Annotated in this window: 14 protein-coding genes; 10 read left to right on the forward strand and 4 right to left on the reverse strand. The window is 41.8% G+C overall.

All coding sequences use genetic code 11. The features are described 5' to 3' along the window. Positions 1 to 2 precede the first annotated feature (2 nt). Entirely contained in the window at positions 3 to 215 is a 213-nt protein-coding gene (locus IAE16_RS08265; protein ID WP_173833868.1) for a pantothenate kinase, read from the forward strand. A gap of 29 nt (positions 216 to 244) precedes the next feature. Continuing rightward, complete coding sequence (gene bioB, locus IAE16_RS08270; protein ID WP_323700345.1) at positions 245 to 1,264, forward strand: biotin synthase BioB; 1,020 nt, start codon at positions 245 to 247, stop codon at positions 1,262 to 1,264. Between the two features lie 642 nt (positions 1,265 to 1,906). On the opposite strand, the gene IAE16_RS08275 is transcribed toward bioB, so the two are convergent. Beyond that, entirely contained in the window at positions 1,907 to 3,433 is a 1,527-nt protein-coding gene (locus tag IAE16_RS08275) for a YifB family Mg chelatase-like AAA ATPase (protein WP_323700346.1), read from the reverse strand. A gap of 41 nt (positions 3,434 to 3,474) precedes the next feature. Here IAE16_RS08275 and IAE16_RS08280 point away from each other — a divergent pair, with 41 nt between their 5' ends. The 5 genes from IAE16_RS08280 to IAE16_RS08300 all read left to right on the forward strand — a co-directional run bounded on the left by IAE16_RS08280 (position 3,475) and on the right by IAE16_RS08300 (position 6,133). Beyond that, on the forward strand, positions 3,475 to 3,882 hold the full coding sequence (locus IAE16_RS08280) for a hypothetical protein (RefSeq protein WP_323700347.1): 408 nt from the start codon (positions 3,475 to 3,477) through the stop codon (positions 3,880 to 3,882). Next, complete coding sequence (locus tag IAE16_RS08285; RefSeq protein WP_323700348.1) at positions 3,875 to 4,297, forward strand: MotE family protein; 423 nt, start codon at positions 3,875 to 3,877, stop codon at positions 4,295 to 4,297. The genes IAE16_RS08280 and IAE16_RS08285 overlap by 8 nt, the downstream gene beginning before the upstream one ends. 74 nt (positions 4,298 to 4,371) lie before the next feature. Next, the gene (locus tag IAE16_RS08290) at positions 4,372 to 5,487 is read left to right on the forward strand and encodes a radical SAM protein (protein WP_323700349.1); all 1,116 of its coding nucleotides are present in this window, start codon (positions 4,372 to 4,374) and stop codon (positions 5,485 to 5,487) included. After that, on the forward strand, positions 5,484 to 5,774 hold the full coding sequence (locus IAE16_RS08295; RefSeq protein ID WP_323700350.1) for an FUN14 domain-containing protein: 291 nt from the start codon (positions 5,484 to 5,486) through the stop codon (positions 5,772 to 5,774). The genes IAE16_RS08290 and IAE16_RS08295 overlap by 4 nt, the downstream gene beginning before the upstream one ends. Continuing rightward, positions 5,771 to 6,133 carry a DUF309 domain-containing protein gene (locus IAE16_RS08300; RefSeq protein WP_323700351.1) on the forward strand — a complete coding sequence of 121 codons (363 nt, stop codon included), beginning with the start codon at positions 5,771 to 5,773 and terminating at the stop codon, positions 6,131 to 6,133. Before IAE16_RS08295 ends, IAE16_RS08300 begins: the two co-directional genes overlap by 4 nt. Here the strand turns inward: IAE16_RS08300 and dnaE are convergent. The 3 genes from dnaE to cas6 all read right to left on the reverse strand — a co-directional run bounded on the left by dnaE (position 6,119) and on the right by cas6 (position 11,229). Then, positions 6,119 to 9,583 (reverse strand): DNA polymerase III subunit alpha, encoded by a 3,465-nt coding sequence (dnaE, locus tag IAE16_RS08305; RefSeq protein WP_323700353.1) that lies wholly within the window; start codon positions 9,581 to 9,583, stop codon positions 6,119 to 6,121. The two genes, IAE16_RS08300 and dnaE, sit on opposite strands and share 15 nt — an antisense overlap. A gap of 111 nt (positions 9,584 to 9,694) precedes the next feature. Then, the gene (locus IAE16_RS08310; protein ID WP_323700354.1) at positions 9,695 to 10,456 is read right to left on the reverse strand and encodes an oxygen-binding di-iron domain-containing protein; all 762 of its coding nucleotides are present in this window, start codon (positions 10,454 to 10,456) and stop codon (positions 9,695 to 9,697) included. 74 nt (positions 10,457 to 10,530) lie between these two features. Continuing rightward, the gene (gene cas6, locus IAE16_RS08315) at positions 10,531 to 11,229 is read right to left on the reverse strand and encodes a CRISPR-associated endoribonuclease Cas6 (protein ID WP_323700355.1); all 699 of its coding nucleotides are present in this window, start codon (positions 11,227 to 11,229) and stop codon (positions 10,531 to 10,533) included. A gap of 807 nt (positions 11,230 to 12,036) precedes the next feature. Between cas6 and moeB the strand changes: the two genes are divergently transcribed. Genes moeB through IAE16_RS08330 form a run of 3 tightly spaced genes read left to right on the forward strand, consistent with a single transcriptional unit; the run spans position 12,037 to position 18,210 of the window. Continuing rightward, positions 12,037 to 12,852, forward strand: a complete 816-nt coding sequence (gene moeB / locus IAE16_RS08320; RefSeq protein WP_323700356.1) for a molybdopterin-synthase adenylyltransferase MoeB — start codon at positions 12,037 to 12,039, stop codon at positions 12,850 to 12,852. Positions 12,853 to 12,888: 36 nt separating this feature from the next. Beyond that, entirely contained in the window at positions 12,889 to 15,903 is a 3,015-nt protein-coding gene (locus IAE16_RS08325) for a helicase (protein ID WP_323700357.1), read from the forward strand. Between the two features lie 3 nt (positions 15,904 to 15,906). Further along, on the forward strand, positions 15,907 to 18,210 hold the full coding sequence (locus IAE16_RS08330) for a hypothetical protein (protein WP_323700358.1): 2,304 nt from the start codon (positions 15,907 to 15,909) through the stop codon (positions 18,208 to 18,210). Positions 18,211 to 18,223: the final 13 nt, after the last annotated feature.

The following is an 18,223-nucleotide window of genomic DNA, read 5'->3' on the forward strand; positions in this document are numbered from 1 at the left end:
CTATGAAAGTTTACAACAAGGAAGATTTATCATACAAGAATATAGTGGTGCTTGAAGATGGCAAGCCTCCCGAAAAGATTGAAGTTACAGAGGATATTATAAAAATCTACTCCTCAAGAAAGGTCTTTGAAATACCCGCAAAATCCCTGAGAGGAAAAGCTATTCTTGATAGGCTAAACTATCAGGGCGAGCTTACACAAGAGATATATATTTAGTAGACTAATACCTTAGCAAGGAGGCTTGCATGGACAGAGTGGAGAGCTTTCTTTTTGAAGTTTCAGAAAAGGCTATAGCCTACGAGCCCATAGATAAGGAAACCGCACTAAAACTTTTGCAAATACCAGACCAATACATTGCTCTTATGGTCTATCTGGCACAAAAGGTAAAAAATCACTTTCATCCACCAGACAAAGTAGAGTTCTGCTCCATAATAAACGCAAAAAGTGGTGCCTGTTCAGAAGATTGCAAGTTCTGTGCCCAGTCCAAGTTTTACAAAACGCCCATAAACATATACAACCTTGTGCCTAAGGAGGAAATCTTAGAGGGTGCCTATAGAGGTGTGGAGTTTGGTGCAAATAGATATTGCGTTGTTCTTAGTGGTAGGTCTGCAACGAAAGAAGAAGTAGAAAAAATATGTGAAGGCATAGAAGAGATAAATAAGGAGGAGCTACCCATAAATGTCTGTGTCTCTGCTGGAACTCTTGATGAGGAATCCCTCAAGAAGTTAAAATCCGCAGGAGTTAGAAGAGTAAACCATAACCTTGAGGCATCGGAGAACTTTTTCCCTAAGATAGTAAGCACACACACGTGGAGAGAGAGGTATGAGACCATAAAAAGGATTAAGTCCGTGGGGCTTTCCACTTGTTGTGGTGGAATTTTTGGCATGGGAGAGTCCGACGAAGATAGAGTTGACCTTGCACTTACATACAGAGAGTTGGAGGTGGATTCTATACCGCTTAACTTCCTTATGCCTATAGAAGGAACGCCTATGGAAACTGCTCCGGGCGTAAGCCCCCTTGAAGCTCTCAAAATAATAGCCATGTTTAGGTTTACAAACCCAAAAGCGGAGCTAAGGCTCTGCGGAGGAAGAGAGCAAAACTTGAGAGACTTTCACGGTATGGCAGTTCTTATGACTAACGCCATGATGGTGGGTGGCTATCTCACAAGAGCAGGAAGGGACATAAAGAAGGATTATCAGCTTCTTAAGGACTTAAGATACGAAAGGCTCCTTCAGATAGAGGTGCCTAATGGAAACATCTCGTAGCGTCCCTTTTCACCTCGTATGTTTAGAAACCCGCTGAGATAAGCGGTAGGCTTTTTCCGTCTATTTAACAAGTCAAGCGGGTTCTCACTGACGGGCTTGGATGTGAAATTCCTATTCTTCTTCTTATATATTTTCTTTTATTTCTATCTAATATTAATAATAATAATAGACCCCTGCAAATTTCACACCCCCTTAGGGAAAACCTTGAGAATCAAGCACTTGCGGAAAAAGAATTTCACACCCCCTTTCAAATGCTTGATATTCCTTGATTTTACGATTATAGCAAACCCTTGAGAATCAAGCACTTCAGAGGAATTTCACAATTTCACAGGTCCGCATTCTAAGTATGGACTTTTCCGTAATTTTTCTGTTTTTGTTTATGTTAGAAAATGTTGGAAAAAGCCATATTTAGAAACATCCCCTAAAGAATTTCACAGGGTGTGAAATTTTCCTGTGAAAAACCGAAAAACCTGTGAAATTCGTCTCTAAAAACACACGGAAAAAGCCATATTTAGAAATATGATTTGTATCAGATATGAAATTCCACCTTAGGGTGTGAAATTCCCTGTGAAATTCGGGCTAAAAAAGTTATGGAAAAAGCCATACTTAGAAACAGGGTGTGAAATTCTTTTATGATTTATATCATAGAGTAGGTGCTTTTTCGTTTATCCTATACTGTAGGGCTTCCGCTATGTGATGACTGGCTATTTTTTCCTCTCCTTCAAGGTCTGCTATGGTTCTTGCCATCTTCAGTGTCTTCATATAACCTCTGCCAGTGAGGTTTAGCCTATCCATGGCACTTTGAAGTAGAGATTTAGCTTCTTGGGTCATCTCGCAGTATTTCTTAACTTGGTCGTTTGTCATGCGTGAATTGTATTTAGTAGGGCTATTCTTAAAACGCTCCCTTTGAATTTCAACAGCTTTCACAACCCTTTGTCTAATCTGTGCTGAGCTTTCGCCTGAGGACATCTTTAGCAGGTCTTCTTTTTCTACTGGATATACCCAAACCTTTAGGTCTATCCTATCCATTATGGGACCAGATATCCTTGACTGGTAGGCTTTTAACTGCATGGGAGTGCATACGCAGGCTTTGTATGGATTTCCGTAGTTGCCACAGGCACAGGGGTTCATGGCTACCACTAACAGAAACTCCGCAGGAAAGGTTATCCTGCCTCCAACCCTTGACACGGTGACCTTTCCATCTTCCAAGGGCTGTCTTAGAGACTCTATAGCCTTTCTGCTGAATTCTGGAAACTCATCAAGGAAAAGCACTCCTCTGTGTGCTAAGGATATTTCACCGGGTTGTGGCACTGTGCCACCACCTACAAGAGCAGAATCTGAGGCGTTTGTTAGAGGGTTTCTAAAGGGTCTTTTTGTTATAAGAGGTTTGTCCTCGCTCAAGAGACCTGCAACGCTGTATATACGCGTTATCTCCACCGATTCTTCAAAGCTCAAGGGTGGCATAATGGTAATGAGCCTTTTGGCAAGCATGCTTTTGCCAGCACCGGGCGGACCCACTAAAAGGACGGGATGAAAGCCTGCTGCGGATATTTCCATAGCCCTTTTTGCCTGATGCTGACCATAAACCTCGCTAAAGTCCACATCAAAGGAAAGGTTTTGTTCAAAGACCTCCTCTAAGTTCACCTCCACTGGCTTTTTGGAAAGACTCCCACTGAAAAAATCCAACACATCCCTTAGGCTCTCAAAACCATAAACTTCTACATCTTTGACAAGACCGGCCTCCTTTGCGTTTCCTTCTGGAACAATAAACCTTTTGTAGCCAAGACCTCTTAGAGAGAGGACTATTGGTAGGACACCCTTAACTGGGTTTATCTTACCATCAAGAGACAGCTCACCAAGAACCACATAGTCTTCGGGAAAATCTATGCCTGTTGAGAGCTTAAGGATACCCAAGGCTATAGGTAGGTCATAGTGCGTTCCCTGTTTTTTGAGGTGTGAGGGTGAGAGGTTTACGGTTATCCTTTTTACAGGTAGTTGAAAGCCAATGTTTTTGAGGGCAGACCTTACCCTCTCCCTTGCTTCGTTTATGGCTTTGTCTCCAAGACCTACAATAGAAAACTGAGGCAAGCCGTTAGCAATATCTACCTCTACATCTACTTCAAAACCCTCTATTCCCAGAACCCCACCGCTTTTTACACGACAGAACATTTCCCCTCCATCATGTTAAACCATCAATTTATAATTTTAGCATGCCACTAAGGAAAATAATAAGACTTAAGGAGTTTGTAAAAGATTCAAGGGTAAGGGAATTAAAAGAGGTAAATATGCAAATTGAGGCACTAAAAGAAGAAGTAAGGCTTTTAGACCTTAAGGCAGAAAGCATAAATGAGGAGCTAAAGGTTTCCTTTTCTCATAGTCTTCTTATCCGATACAAAGCCATCATGGCAAAAAAGAAAGAGCTAACAGAAAGAATTCGTCAATTGGAGCTTTTGAAGGTAGAAAAAAGGGAGAGGTTAAAAGAAGCATACAGAGACCTGAAGGCTCTTGAGATATTAAGGATAAACAAAGAAAGGGAAAACATTAGAAAGAACCTAAATATTGAATTTCAGAGGATGGGTTTTATACATCTCATAAGGCGGAGGCAGAAAAATGCTTAGGAGTTTAATCCTTCTGCTTATGGTTTTTAGTATTTCACTCCCTCAATCTGCTCTTCAGAAAAAACTTAGAGAAGACAGAGAGAGGAAGGCAAAAGAGGAGATAAGCTCCATCTCAAAAGACCTTGAAGAGAAGCTGAAAAGGATAGAAGAGGAGCGTAGAAAACTTGAAGAACTTAGAAAGACGCCAACACCAAGAGAGGAGCAAAGACCTGAAGTCCAAAAACTTGTGGATATATTCAATAAAGCATCTCCCGACGAAGCAGGTGCTATTATGAACAACCTTGAACCAAGCCTCGCTGCGGAGATTTTACTAAATCTAAGGGAAAGACAAGCGGCCGCCATATTGGAAGCTATGGACCCTCAGAAGGCGGCGGAAGTTTCAAGGATTGTGCTGGAGAGAAGAGGAAAAAGATGAGCTTATGAGACTATAAGAAATTGTTAAAAGTGCCTTCGTAGGAAGGCTTATAATAACTCTTTGGAGGTGTAAGGATGGACAGGTTGGTTTTAGAGAGGCTCACAGAACAAAAGGAAAGCCCAGAATACCTTCAGATAAGCATGGCTGCAGCTATGACCCTTGGTATAGTGCCCGGTCAGTTTTATAGAAATACAAGGCTAAGCTGTATAAACACACTTCTTACGTATCCTTCTGGTTGTCATGCCACCTGTGCCTACTGTGGTCTTCAAAAGGCGAGGGAGATGGAATACTCAAAGAAGAACTTTATAAGGGTTGAGTGGCCTACGGTAAAGCTCGACGATATTATAGAAAGGGCAAAAAGGGTAGGACACGTGGAAAGGCTCTGCATAGCCCAGATAACCCATCCAAGAGCTATAAGGGATACAAAGTATGTGCTTAAAAAAGTGCTTTCTGAGCTGGGAGACCAGATTTTTGTCTCTTTGCTTATAAACGCAACGGGGACAACCTACGAGGACATGGAAGATTACAAAAAACTTGGTGCGGACACGGTTACCATTGCTATAGACTGCGGGACTCCAGAGGTCTTTGAAAAACTTCGTGGAAGACCAATGAACAGCCCTCACAGATGGGAAACCTTTTGGAAGGTCCTTGAATGGGCGGGTGATGTTATGGGAGATGGATACGCAGGATGCCATCTTGTGGTGGGTCTTGGTGAAACAGAGCAGGAGATGATAGAAACCATACAGAAAGTGAGAGACCTTGGAGCAAGGACGCACCTCTTTTCCTTCTGGCCAGAGGAAGGGTCTATGATGGAAAAGGAGAAACCCTGCCCTGCACCTCAATACAGAAGAGTGCAGTTTGCCAGATATCTCATAGACAATCAAATAGCTCGCTACGAAGATATGAAGTTTAACGAAAAGGGTCAGGTGATAGACTTTGGCATAGACAAGGACACCTTTGAGGAGCTCTTTTGGAGCGGAAGACCCTTTATGACCTCAGGTTGCAGAGGCAAGACCACAGAGGTTGCTTGCAACAGACCCTTTGGAGACAGCTCTGTGAGCGACATAAAGAGCTATCCCTTCAAACCAAACAGGTCAGACCTTCAGAGAATAAGAAAACAGCTCTTTGACTATGAGATGACCACCAACTATCCAGATGTGCTAAACCCAAGCGTTTTTAGGTATCAATGAATTGGAGTGAGCTTATTTTTGATATGGGGTATGCGGGTTTTGCAGGCTTTGTGGTGGGCTTTGCAATAAAGAGAGTTCTTAACTTCTTTCTCCTCCTGCTTGGTCTTTATATTTTGTCTCTCATGTGGCTTGCCAGCAAGGGTATAATCACAGTTGAATGGGAGCAGTTATTTGCATTGTTTAAGGGTATGTTTGAAGGCTTTACTGCCTTTGTGCATGGACTTATAAGAAAGTTGGCTTTCGCTGGCAGTTTTGCAGTGGGCTTTGCCATAGGGCTAAAAACTTGAGCGAGAGAGAGCTTCTAAGGGAAGTTAAAAGCCTATGGGACGAAGGCGATTTTTACTCCGCTCACGAAGTGCTTGAGGATATATGGAGACTTTTCCCAAAGGAAGATAAGTTTTCACGAAACTGCTACCAAGGGCTAATAAGGCTTGCCATCGCTTACAACCATTATATATGTGGAAGAAGAGACAGCTGTATAAGGGTTCTAAAGATGGTTTACCACCAGCTTCAACCTTGTAGAGATAAATTTAGGGGCATAGACATAGCATATCTCCTTGAGTATGTAATCAAACACTTACAAATTTTAGAGGCTGGTGGTGATGTGCATGACTTTCCCATATTTCCAAGCTCAGGAGATCTCTAAGTTTATTCCCATCTCCTTTAGTTTTTCCCTTAGTTTTACGATGTTTGTTCCCACCCTTATTCTTGGGTCTGCGTGGAGTATGGTTCTATAACCGTTTATCCTTAGTTCAAGGGTAAGTTCTTTGCCCTCTGGGTCTTCACATTCTCTTATAAGCTCTCTTAGTTTTAGGAGTGCCTCTTCTTGTAGCTCTCTGAGAAAGACCAGCCTTATTTTCATGTCTTCGCTCCTTAGGAATTCCTCTGGCGTGTATACTTCTCTCAGGAGAAGTTTTATCTCTTCTGTTTCTTGGTCTATATCCAAATCAAACTTACCCACTATTACCTTGTCCTCTTTTATCTTCTCACTATTCTGTGAATAAGTTTCTGGAAAGACAAAGACCTGTGCTATGCCCGTCTTGTCTACGAGGTTAAACAAGGCAACTTGGTTGCCCTTTTGGGTCTTTTTTGTCTTAAGGTCTGTTATAACACCCGCAAAGGTGTATGTTCCTCCCTCTGTCTCTTCAAGGACTTCAAGGTTAGATACCTTGCTCTTGAGGAGATTTTCATAGGGGTCAAGGGGGTGAGAGGATACATAAAAGCCAAGCACTTCCTTTTCATACTTAGAGTAGTCCTCTTCTCTTTTCTCTTCCCTTGTGGCAAAAAGACCCTTACCAAGCAGTGCAGAGCTTCCCTCCAGCCTTTGGAGTAGTTCTCCTCTCTTTTCTCCAAAGGAGTCAAAAGCTCCCGCCTTTATGAGTGCTTCAAGGGTCTTTTTGTTTACCTTCTTGCTATCCACCGTTCTTACAAAGTCTCCAAGAGAAGTCCACGCTCTTTTTCTGCTTTCTACTATTAGGCTTGCGGTGTCCTCGCCCACACCCTTTATCCTCGCAAGACCAAACCTTATGGTCTTTTCACCTTCTATCACAAAGTCTACACCGCTCTTGTTTATATCTGGTGGCAATATCCTAAAGCCTTCGTTTTTTGCATCCTTTAGGAGATTTATAAACTTCTTGTCGTTCTTTTCTGTAGACAGCTTTACGCAGAAAAACTCCTCTGGATAGTGTGCCTTCAGAAAGGCAGTCCAGTAAGAGAGATATCCATAAGCCACAGAGTGAGATTTATTAAAGGAATAGCTGGCAAACTTCTCTATGTCTTCCCATAGCTGAGTTATCTTTCCTTCATCGTATCCTCTTTCCACTGCACCCTTTATGAACTTTTCCTTCATCTGAGCCATTAGGTCTGCCTTTTTCTTACCTATGGCTTTTCTTAGTGTATCCGCTTCACCTGGTGTAAATCCTGCGAGTATCTGCGATGCTTTCATTATCTGCTCTTGATATACCCATACGCCATAGGTTTCTTTTAGGACTGGTTCAAGCTCTGGGAAGGGATATTCCACTTTTTCCTTTCCATGCTTTCTGTTTATATAACTATCCACAAGACCGCTTTTTAGAGGTCCAGGTCTGTAAAGAGCAAGCACCGCCACTATGTCATCAAAGCTGTCTGGGGCAAGCCTTTTGAGTAGGTTCTTCATGCCACTGCTTTCTAACTGAAAGACTCCCGTAGTGTTTCCTTCTCTCAAAAGCTCAAAGACCGCTGGGTCATCAAGGGGTAGGCTTAGGTAGTTTATATCCACACCGTGCCTTTCTTTGATGAGCTCCCTTACCCTCTGAAGTTCTGTGAGGGTCTTAAGACCCAAAAAGTCCATCTTTATAAGACCTATCTCCTCCAACTTTACCATATCAAACTGGGTTGCAATAGCACCCTCTTTGTCATAGTAAAGGGGCAGGAGCTCCTCAAGGGGCTTGGGTGCTATCACCACACCCGCTGCATGCAAAGAAGTATGCCTTGTAAGACCCTCAAGCCTAAGGGCTATCTCCACAAGGCTTTTTAGTTCTGGGTTCTCTTCGCAGAGCTTTCTGAATTTTCCTGCGTTTTCTTCTATATCTGTTCTGTGCCTTCCGTATTTGTTCAAAAGCTCCTCTATGGGAGTTAAAAACATCTCCTCCAAAGAGAGCCATGTGCCTTGCACATCACCCTGTGGTATAAGTTTGGCTAAGGTGTCTGCGGTCTGATAGGGTATGCCAAGGGCGCGAGCGGTGTCCCTAAGGGTTTGTTTTGCCTTCATTACGTTATAGGTGATTATCTGTGCCACGTTTTCAGAGCCATATTTGTTTTTCACATACTCTATGACCCTGTCCCTGTTTTCCATGCAAAAGTCCACGTCAATATCTGGCATAGAGACCCTCTCGGGGTTTAGAAACCTCTCGAACAAAAGCCCGTGCCTTATGGGGTCTACGTCCGTTATACCTAAGGCAAAGGCAAGGAGAGAACCTGCCGCAGAGCCTCTGCCAGGACCCACAGGGACACCTTTAGACTTTGCCCAGTTTATAAAGTCCTGGACTATAAGGAAATATCCTTCAAAGCCCATACGAGAAACCACATTAAGCTCAAACTCAAGCCTATCCCAGTATTCTTTACTATCCCTTGCCAGACCCTGTGAAATTCTCTGTCTTAGACCCTTTATGGCAAGCTCTTTGAGAAAATCTCCAAGAGACACTCCCTCTGTGGGAAAATGTGGCATAAGGTATGAACCACCTTCCAAAAGTTGAAAGCTATCTGCTGTCTTTTCTGCCACCTCAAGGGTGTTTAAAAGTGCGGTCTCCCACCCTTCAAACCTTCCACGAAACTTTTCCCAAACTTCTTCAGGACTGGCAAAATGAAGCCCATCGTTGGCACATTTAAAACCATTACCCTGTTGAATCTCTGTAAGGGTCTTTTTCATCTGTATCGCCATAAGCACCTGATGGGCAAGCCTGTCTTCTGGCATAAGGTAGTGTGAGTCATTAGTGGCAATTAGCTTTACTCCAAGCCTTTTGGCTATTTCTATAAGGTTTTTGTTGGCAGTTTCCTGCTCTGGCAAAGAGTTAGATTGAAGCTCAAGGTATAGGTCCTCGCCAAAGAGGTCAAGGAACTTTTTGACCCACTCTTGAGCCTTTTCTCTTTCGCCAATGCTTGCGTAGTATGTGGGAACTCCCTTCAGACATGCGGTTATGGCTATTAGCCCTTCGTGATGCTGACTGAGAAGCTCATAGTCTATTCTCGGCTTGTAATAAAAGCCTTCCTTATAAGAGAGGGTAGAGAGCCTCATAAGGTTTTTAAGACCCTTGTCATCCTTTGCGATAAGTATAAGGTGGTGGTTGTAGCGGTCTGTTATGTTATCCTCCGAACCCTTACCCTTTCTGTCAAAGCGAGAGCCGGTGGTAAAGTAGGCTTCCATACCTATCAGAGGCTTTATGCCTACAGACTTCATGCTTTTGTAAAAGTCCAAAATGCCAAAGAGGTTTCCATGGTCTGTTATGGCAATCGCCCTATATCCCAGTTCCTTTGCCCTCTTTGCCAAGTCCTTTATCTTTATAGCACCATCCAAAAGAGAATACTGTGTATGAAGATGTAAATGGACGAAGTCTCTCATGACCACCTATAGGTTATAAAGCTATATGCCTTTTATTGCAAGCCTTTAAAACCTTGAACTATAAAAGCAAGCCCATACTAGCACCAAACCTCAAGAAACTCTGAACTTTTTTTAGCCAGTGGGCACTTTGTATTTTTCCTGCGTCAAGAGGTCTATACCCACCTCAAGGTTTTCCACCCACTCTATAAAACGGTTTACCATGTCTTTACCTTTGAATATAGCCCCGTGCTGTGGCACTATCATCTCAATGTCAAGCTGACGCACCATGTTTGCCCAGAAACGCAGAATCTTGTTGCTCGTCATGTATCTCCTGTGGAAGCCTTCCATATACTTTATATGCTTGTCAAAGTCCTCCACCACAAAGTAGTCCTGCCCAAGGGATGCTCCCAAGTCTCCGGAGAAAAGTATCTTTGAGCAGGGGTCGTAAACTTGAAAATTGCCCTCTGAGTGTAGGAAGTGTGCAGGTATGATGTAGAGCTTACAATCTCCACCGAGAGTTAACACCGTTCCACCATCGTCTATAGGAAATACTCTATCTTCAAGTTGAGAGTCCAACCCAAAGTGTGGTAAGAACCTCATCCAGAGTTTGGAAATGTAAGCGACCGCCTTTGTAGTCATAAGCCAGCCGTTTATAGAGGCAACTATGTCTGGGTCTTGGTGAGAGAGGAATATATACTTTATCTGGTTGGGTGGTATATAAAGAGATAGGTCTGACAATAGCTTTGAAAAAACCTTATGACCTCCAGGGTCAAGGAGCATGCCTTCACCCTTATGGATGATAAGCACTTGGTTTGCCTGCACTGCAGAAGCAGGGGTCAGCTCTTCAAAGAAGACCACCTTGTGGTCTGGAGTGTTGAATATAACATTTTTCATATCACACCTCCAACATGATAAAGGTCATAATTTAAATATAGCACGCAAGTAATGAGATTTAAAGTGTTTTAATTTTAATCCACCTCAAGGTATCCAAAGCCTTGACCTGTCCTTAGACCAAGCCCATATTGGTAGACAAACCTCAATATTTCCGGATTGCTCGTTTTTATGCTAAACCTTCCAAGAAAAGCCCTTATATGCCCTCCGTAGTGCTTTATGAATTCTTCCTTGAAATATTTAAAGCTAAAAGAAAACTCTCCTATCTCTGGCTCGTAGCCCTTTATGACCCTAAAGCGTCTGAGTATGTTCTCAAGAAGAGCATCCTCAAAGCCTTCTTCCATAGGAATTGGATATCTTACCCTCTGGCTGTCTTGTGAAAATCCTGGCTTTTCCACTACTACAGGAGACAGGCTTTTAAAACTGCCCTTTGACCAATCTCCTTCCCTTTCTAACTTAATCTCCTTTATAACAAACTCCGCATCTCCTACCTTGTGGGTTTTACCCTTCAGAGAAGATAACCCATTGTAGAGCCTTAGCCCATACACTGGGTCTCCTGTGGAGATGCGTAGGTTTATAAACTTTACACCGCTTATGGTTTCTTCCTCAAAGACCACATCCTTTCCAAGGTATACCGCAAAGGTGTAGGGTCTTACTGGATTTTCAAGAAACTCCCTAACTCCAAAAACCCTCTTCATCAGGGATATGAGCCTGCGTCTGTAGTCTATGGGTATTTGCTCTCCCCTTTGACTTTCCATTTTTACTAAAAAACGCATAGAGAAAATTTTAAACTGTCAGAAACTGCAAAAAGTGTCTGTTAATATAAGTAAGTAGAACAACTAAGGGAGGTCAAAAATGGCTGGATTAACCCTTACGGTAATAACCCACAGGGCAAGCTCTATCAACTACGGAGAGAGTATAGGTAACGTGTCTGTGCTTAAGAAGGCTACTCTTGCAGATAACACATAGCTAACCTATGCATCTGACAAAGCCCGAAAGTATGGGATAAGAAGGCATGAAAAGGTTTGGGTGGAAGCTTTTGGATGAGAAGCTAAAGGAGTATATTGCAAAACACTCCTCTAAGGATACTCTTGATGAGGATAAATTTGACGAGGACCTGATAAAAGACTAAGAGGAGTCTGACCTTTTTGGCGGACTTTTTACAAAGCCTAAGGATAAAGTTAGTAGGAATAATCCGCTGAGTTCGTTGGATGCTGATGCGGTAATAAGTGTAGTCAAGTTAAGTTACGCTTTTTCCATAAGTCCCTTTAAATCTGATATGGATTTTATAGATATCTAAAACACCTCTATGGAAAAATTGAAAGGGAGCTTGCTATAGTAAACTCCGAACAGCACACCTCACATTACATTTACATCCTTACCTTAGACCTTACAATATTGCACTCAACCTTGCAGGACCTGGCACTTCTGGCAAACCACCTTCACTTGGGAGGGGTGCCCATTTGACAAAAGGCTTGATATGTCTTATTATTCTTTATGTGGCAAGTTGAGGTTGCTAATCCACCGTGTGAAGTTGAAACCCTAGATTGAAAATATAGAGCTTAGGCTATAATTTATTAGCCATGTTCCAGTTTACGGAAGAGCAGATAAAGAGGTATGCAAGGCATATTATCCTGCCGGAGGTTGGTGGCAAGGGGCAGGAAAAACTTCTCAAGTCAAAGGTGCTTGTTGTAGGTGCTGGTGGGCTTGGTTCTCCTGCCATATACTACCTTGCTGCTGCTGGTGTAGGCACGATTGGCATAGTGGACTTTGACGTGGTGGACTATTCTAATCTTCAAAGACAGATACTCCACAACACAGAAAGGGTAGGCGTTCCTAAGGTAGAGTCCGCACGCATGACGGTGGAAAAGCTAAACCCAGACGTGAAGGTAATAACCTACAACACTATGATAAATAAGTCCAACATTATGGATATCATAAAGGACTACGATGTGGTGCTTGATGGGACTGATAACTTCCCTACGAGGTTTCTCATTAACGATGCTTGCTACTTTCTTGGAAAGCCTCTTGTTTCCGCGGCAATGTTGAGGTTTGAGGGTCAGATATCTGTTTTTGACTACAGAGACAAGGAAAACTCGCCCTGCTATAGATGTTTGTATCCAGAACCACCACCACCGGGGCTTGTGCCTTCTTGCCAAGAGGCAGGAATATTGGGGTCCATAGGTGGTATAATGGGCTGTATTCAGGCAACAGAAGCTATAAAGGTTCTCTTAGGTATAGGTGAACCTTTGGTGGGTAAGCTTCTCATAATGGATGCTTTGTCTATGGACTTTAGAAAGGTAAAGCTCCGCAAGGACCCCGGCTGTCCTCTGTGCGGAAAAGAGCCGAAGATAACCGAGCTTGTAGAATACGAACAAGTTTGCGAGGCGAGGTTTTAGTCAGAAAAGCTGACTTTTTGGCGTTAAGTATTGTATATGAGAGACTTGACCATTCTTGAGGGTTTTGTCTTTGAGGGGGCTTTTAAGATAGGATTTCTACAAAGGGTAGCACCTGATTATCTCAAAGGTTTTAAAAGAATTTTCTTTGACCTTTTGAAAACCGAAGGGTTAAAGGAAGAGCTTATAGAGGAGCTTCAAAAGCCTATAGAGGAGTGGGGCAATATTGGCACAACTATAACACCTGAAAGTGCGGAGAGGGTATATACACTTACCACTTACTTGCTTGGATATTATGGTGGTCTTTTGTATGCGGAAGATGGCAAAAACATACATCTTGAGAAGTTTGAAATGGGTGAAGAGTCCTCAGAGATTGTTTGGAAAAACGCAGACCTTGTCTACACAAAAGGTAAGACTTTATACATAGTGGACTTTAAGCTCTCTGGACTTCTCTCCTGGCTAAAGGAAGTCTTTGATAGGGGAAGAAGTGAAGACTTTAGAGACTTGCCAAGACTTCCGGTGGTTAACCCCGGAGTGCCAGTTAACATTTCCTTGGGAGAGTTGGACTTTTCTAAGTTTGTTAAAAACTTCCTATCTCTTAAACAAACGCTTATGGACCTAAAAGATGTCTTTGTGGAAATAAAGGGCTTTTCTCAGTTGATTTGTTATGCGGTGGACTATCTTACGGAAAAGGGAAATCAGGGACTAAGGGAGCTATGCCTTGAGCTGTTGTATCCTGCTGCGGAGTCCTATAGGATAAGGTTTGTGCTTTCTAAAGATGTATCTGAGCTTTCCAAATATAGTGAGGAAGTAAAGGAGATATACAAGAGTTTAAAAAGCAAGGAATGGGCTTATAGTGAGATTGACGAAACTGTAGAAAAGAGGGCAGGAAAGAGAAGAAGGTTAGAAGAGAAACTAAAGGAAGAAATACAAGGGTATCTACAAGAGATAAAGCAAAGAGAGAATAGCCCTGTTGTTGTAAACACAAATCCTATACAAGAAGCAAGGAGAGATGTTAAGGAAAAATTGGAAAAATTCCTCTCCTCTCAAGGAGACTGCAAAGCTATTGCACTACTTCATTCCGCAGGTAGTGGAAAAACTTCTACTTTGAGAAACCTCATACTTAACTCTCAAGGAAAACACATTGTGCTATACATGGCAACGAGGGTAAGCCTTGTAGAAAAGGAAAAGTATAGTGTGGAAAACAGCGGAAAACCTGTAAAGGTTATATACGAAAGAAAAAAAGCACAAGAAGGTAAATTTGTAAGACATATAGGTGAGGGCTTTACGGATGTGGAAGATAGAGAGGGTATAATCAGGAGAATTGTGGACAGGGTCTTGGAGGCAGTAAGAGAAAACCATTCACAGATATGGGGCTTTGCAACTATACAGGCTATTGTGGAAACACCCAATAAGAATACCGCAAAGTACCTTGACAAACTCTTAAGGTCAGGCATACATACCAAAAATTACCACATCCATATTATTCTTGACGAGTTTTTGGGCTACAGAAACGGTCTTGATGCGGTGCATAGAATGTTTGAATTTCTTTCAAAGGTGAAGAAAATGGGAGGGAAGGCTTATTTGTATCTTTTTGATGCCAATGGATACTCTCCAGAGCTTTTGGAAAGGCTTATGCATGAGTTTAAGTCTTATGGGGTTGTCCCAGATTCTCTTATCCTTTGTGATTATAAACCCTCTTTGCAAGTTCAATATGATGGGATTCCCTTTGAGATATATGCTAAGCACGGATACCCTGCAAAGGGTCTATACATACACAAGAAGTTTATACTTGACGTAGAACAAAGGGAACAAGAAGAGCTAATAGAACTTATAGGGGACCACGTTATCCAAAACCTGCAAAAGGAAAGCACTGCCTTCTTGTATGTGCAAGACAAGGAGATGATAGCAAAACTTTCTAACTACTTTAACACCAGAGGTGTTTCTAACCTCTACATAACCGCAAGTTCCAGAAAAAGTCAAAAGGATATAAACGAGGGAAGCCAGGATGTTATTATGGGCACTTCTGCAGTTTCAAGGGGTCTTGATTTTAGCAGACCGCACAAACCTGTGGAAAAAATCTTTATAGTCATAACAGACTGGGGTATTGAACAAAACCTTGTTGAAGTTATACAAGCTATTTCAAGGGCAAGGGGTGATGAAATCACAGAACAAAAACCCAGGCATATTCATCTTATTCATGTAATTCAAAAGGAAAATCCATACACTGTTGAAAAGATAACCCAGCTTGTGGAATATCAGGACAAAGACTTGGTAAGTCTTTTTTACAGAAGAGAACAGTTAAAACAGAAACTATTGCTTGATTCGGTGGTCCAAAGGATTATAGAGGACTTTCTTAGAACTCCAGAAAGGTATGTTATAGTGCCTATTCCTGCACAGCATATCACTATTTATAAACCGCATCGCTTTTCTGAGCTTGAAAATATAATAAAGTTTCTTGAAGATGTCTACATGATGGAATCAAAAGACCAGGAGGTATCAAAGTATATACGTTTGCTGGCAAAAGAGATTCTATCCGGCATGTTTATGTATACAAATGATGTGCCAAGAAAACTTGAAAACGTGGAATATTATCATCCATACATACTTATAAGAGGCAGATTGCATATGGGCTTTGATAATGAAAAGAGAAAGAAGGCAAAGTTTTATTTAGAAAAGGTCAAATCTAAACTTATGGAGCATAACGAAGAAAGAACAAGAGAAATAGAAGAATTTCTAAACGTTATTGCACCTAAGGAGGTATACGAGACCATCTTTCTTATACCAGTTTACTCTTGGGTCTTTACACAGTATGTTTTGGGCGAACCAAAGGACGAGTATCTTAGGTTTAATATCTCAAGCAGGGTGGGCAGAGGTGGTGCGGTGGTGCTTGGTGCAAGCATGGACATAACCACAAGCTGTAAGAACATCCAAGGGCAAAAGGAATATGCAGTTATTCCTCTTGGAGAGGATTATCCTTACAGAGAGGTTTTAAGTGGACGCTTTGCCAAGTTTCCTATAGAATTTATTTACAAGCTTCTTGTGGAGGGGTAATCTATGGAAAAGGAGTTGCCTGCAAGACAGTGGGATGATAGGATGGATGCCTTTTCTAAGGGTGAGCCTTTTAGCAGAAACTTTGTTTGTGCTGGACTTTTCCACAATAGAAACTCACAATACTTAGACAATATGGCAAAGATAGCAAAGAAGTTTATAGATAAGCAGAGTGTGGATGCAGAACTCAAGAAGTTTTTAGAAAATCTAAACTACATGGTCTCTGGAAATGCCATATATAGTAGGCAGGCGGTCAATAGATGGGTAAGCCTATTTAAGGTTATGAAGTCAGAGCAAAAGGTAGGTTTTTATAGGAAGGATGAAAATGAAAGGTTTAATGTTGCAGAGCTGGACTTGGGAAACCCCTCTGATATTCAACACTATGCGGGTATTATCTTTTTGAGGATAAGAGGGCACGAAGACGAAGAGCTTTCTGAGGAGCTAAAGTATGACCTAAGGCAGGAACTTTTAGAAGACCTGCTTGAGGTAGCAGAAGACCAATGGGTAAGAGAGTATCTTGAAAGGGTCAAGGAAATCTTAGAGGACATTAAGCTTGGAGTGTATGGTTCACACTATCGCTTTCCCTTCTCTACTTTAGCTTACTACCTTTTCCCTGTAAACTTTGACCGTTTTGAGAACGTTATACTCGTTTCAAGCGTTAGTATGTATAGCAGGAGACCAGATACCAAGCAAAATCTCTGGCAGGAGCTACAAAAAGCCAAAGACTTTGAAGACTTAAAAGGACACTTGGAGAGCACAGGTAAGAGCCTGAAGGACTTGGAGGAGCTTTTAGACCAAGCTTTTAAAGAGGAGAATCTCACCAAGCTTCGCAAGGAGTGGCTAAGGTTTATTAAAAAGGTGCTAAGTGGAGGAATAAAAAATAAAAAACTTGTGGGTGCTTTCCTTAAGAAAAGGGATACAGGCAAGAAAACTTCCGTAAGCTACGGTTATTACCAAGTGCCAGCAAGGAACTTGGAGCTTTTTATACTTTACGAGGATGGAATAGACAACAGGCAGATAGAAGCCTTAAAGAACAGATTGGCTAAATTTAGATATGCTGGAGATGTGAAGATTAGTGTGAAGGATGTGAGACCTATACACAAACTTTTTGGAGGAAAGGAGTATTTTGAGATTTTAAAGGGTTTGGAAAACAACTCAAGAGAGCTAAAACACGAGGAATCTTTGAAACTTCTCCATGCCCTTATGTATTTTACCGCAAGATTGAACGGATTTTTGAGACTTAGTTTGGAGCAAAAGGAAAATGTCTCAGGAGCACTTTTGCTTTTGAATACAGACCTTGAAAGGGACCAGAGGTATGACTTTTGGGATAGTATAAGTTCTCTGTATGATTACTATGGCTTGCCCTTCCAGACTGCAACAAAACGTTTTCTTTCCACGATTAAAAGCGATGCGGTGATTAAAAATATGCTTATAAGCCTCTATAAGGACTCCAAGATACTACACTTTAACTTTGATGGCTTTAAACTTCCAGAAGAAGTTGTAGTCTACGTTATACTTGAAAAGCCATCGCCACGCTTCTTCTATGAGAAAGGTGAAATGTCCTTAGTTTCTGCAAGTAGACACTACATGTATGAGGTTTACACTATTGAAACAAAAGGTAATACCGCAAGCATCGGGCTTGAGGATAAGTTCTTTGTGATGTGTGATTATTTTGGAGAAGATGTGGATAGATTGAGGGAATACATAAGGCAGAGGATGGAAGACAAAAGGAACAGGTTCTGTTTTATTAGTGCGTTAAAGGACGGATATGCAAAGGTCCTCTATGAGGATATGTGTAGCTACAGTGATTTTGAAAGAAAAGCCCTTTTCGTGAGATACAAGGAACTAAAGACCGCATATGTTTCTCAAAAGGCGGACAATGACTGTCTTGTTATATACACCCAACAGTTTAATGAACTTGCAAAGAGCTTGGGTATTAGGCTTGAAGAAGACGCAGCAGCCATAGCCATAAAACCTGCAAGACCTTCAAAGGAATTTGAAGACATACATCATCCTGCCCTGCAGGTCTTTTATACAGAGAAGATAGGATGGTCTTCTGATGAGGTTTACTCTCAACAGCACAATCTTTTCCTCTTCACCCTTATAGCCCTTTCCATGTATGAGAGTGAAGCCTTTCAAGTGGCTTATAGCAAACTAAGCCTATACTCAAAGGAAAGGAATGTTTACTTGACTATAAATCGTCAAGCCAATGATGGAGTTAAAAGTTCCTACGTGTTTCCTCTAAGAACTATCTTGTATGAACTGGTAGAGTTTTTCAGACATCTCCCTGGTGATAAGGAAGTGAGTTAAAATATATATTCCT

It is taken from the genome of Hydrogenobacter sp. T-2 (assembly GCF_033971325.1).
Taxonomy (GTDB): domain Bacteria; phylum Aquificota; class Aquificia; order Aquificales; family Aquificaceae; genus Pampinifervens; species Pampinifervens diazotrophicum.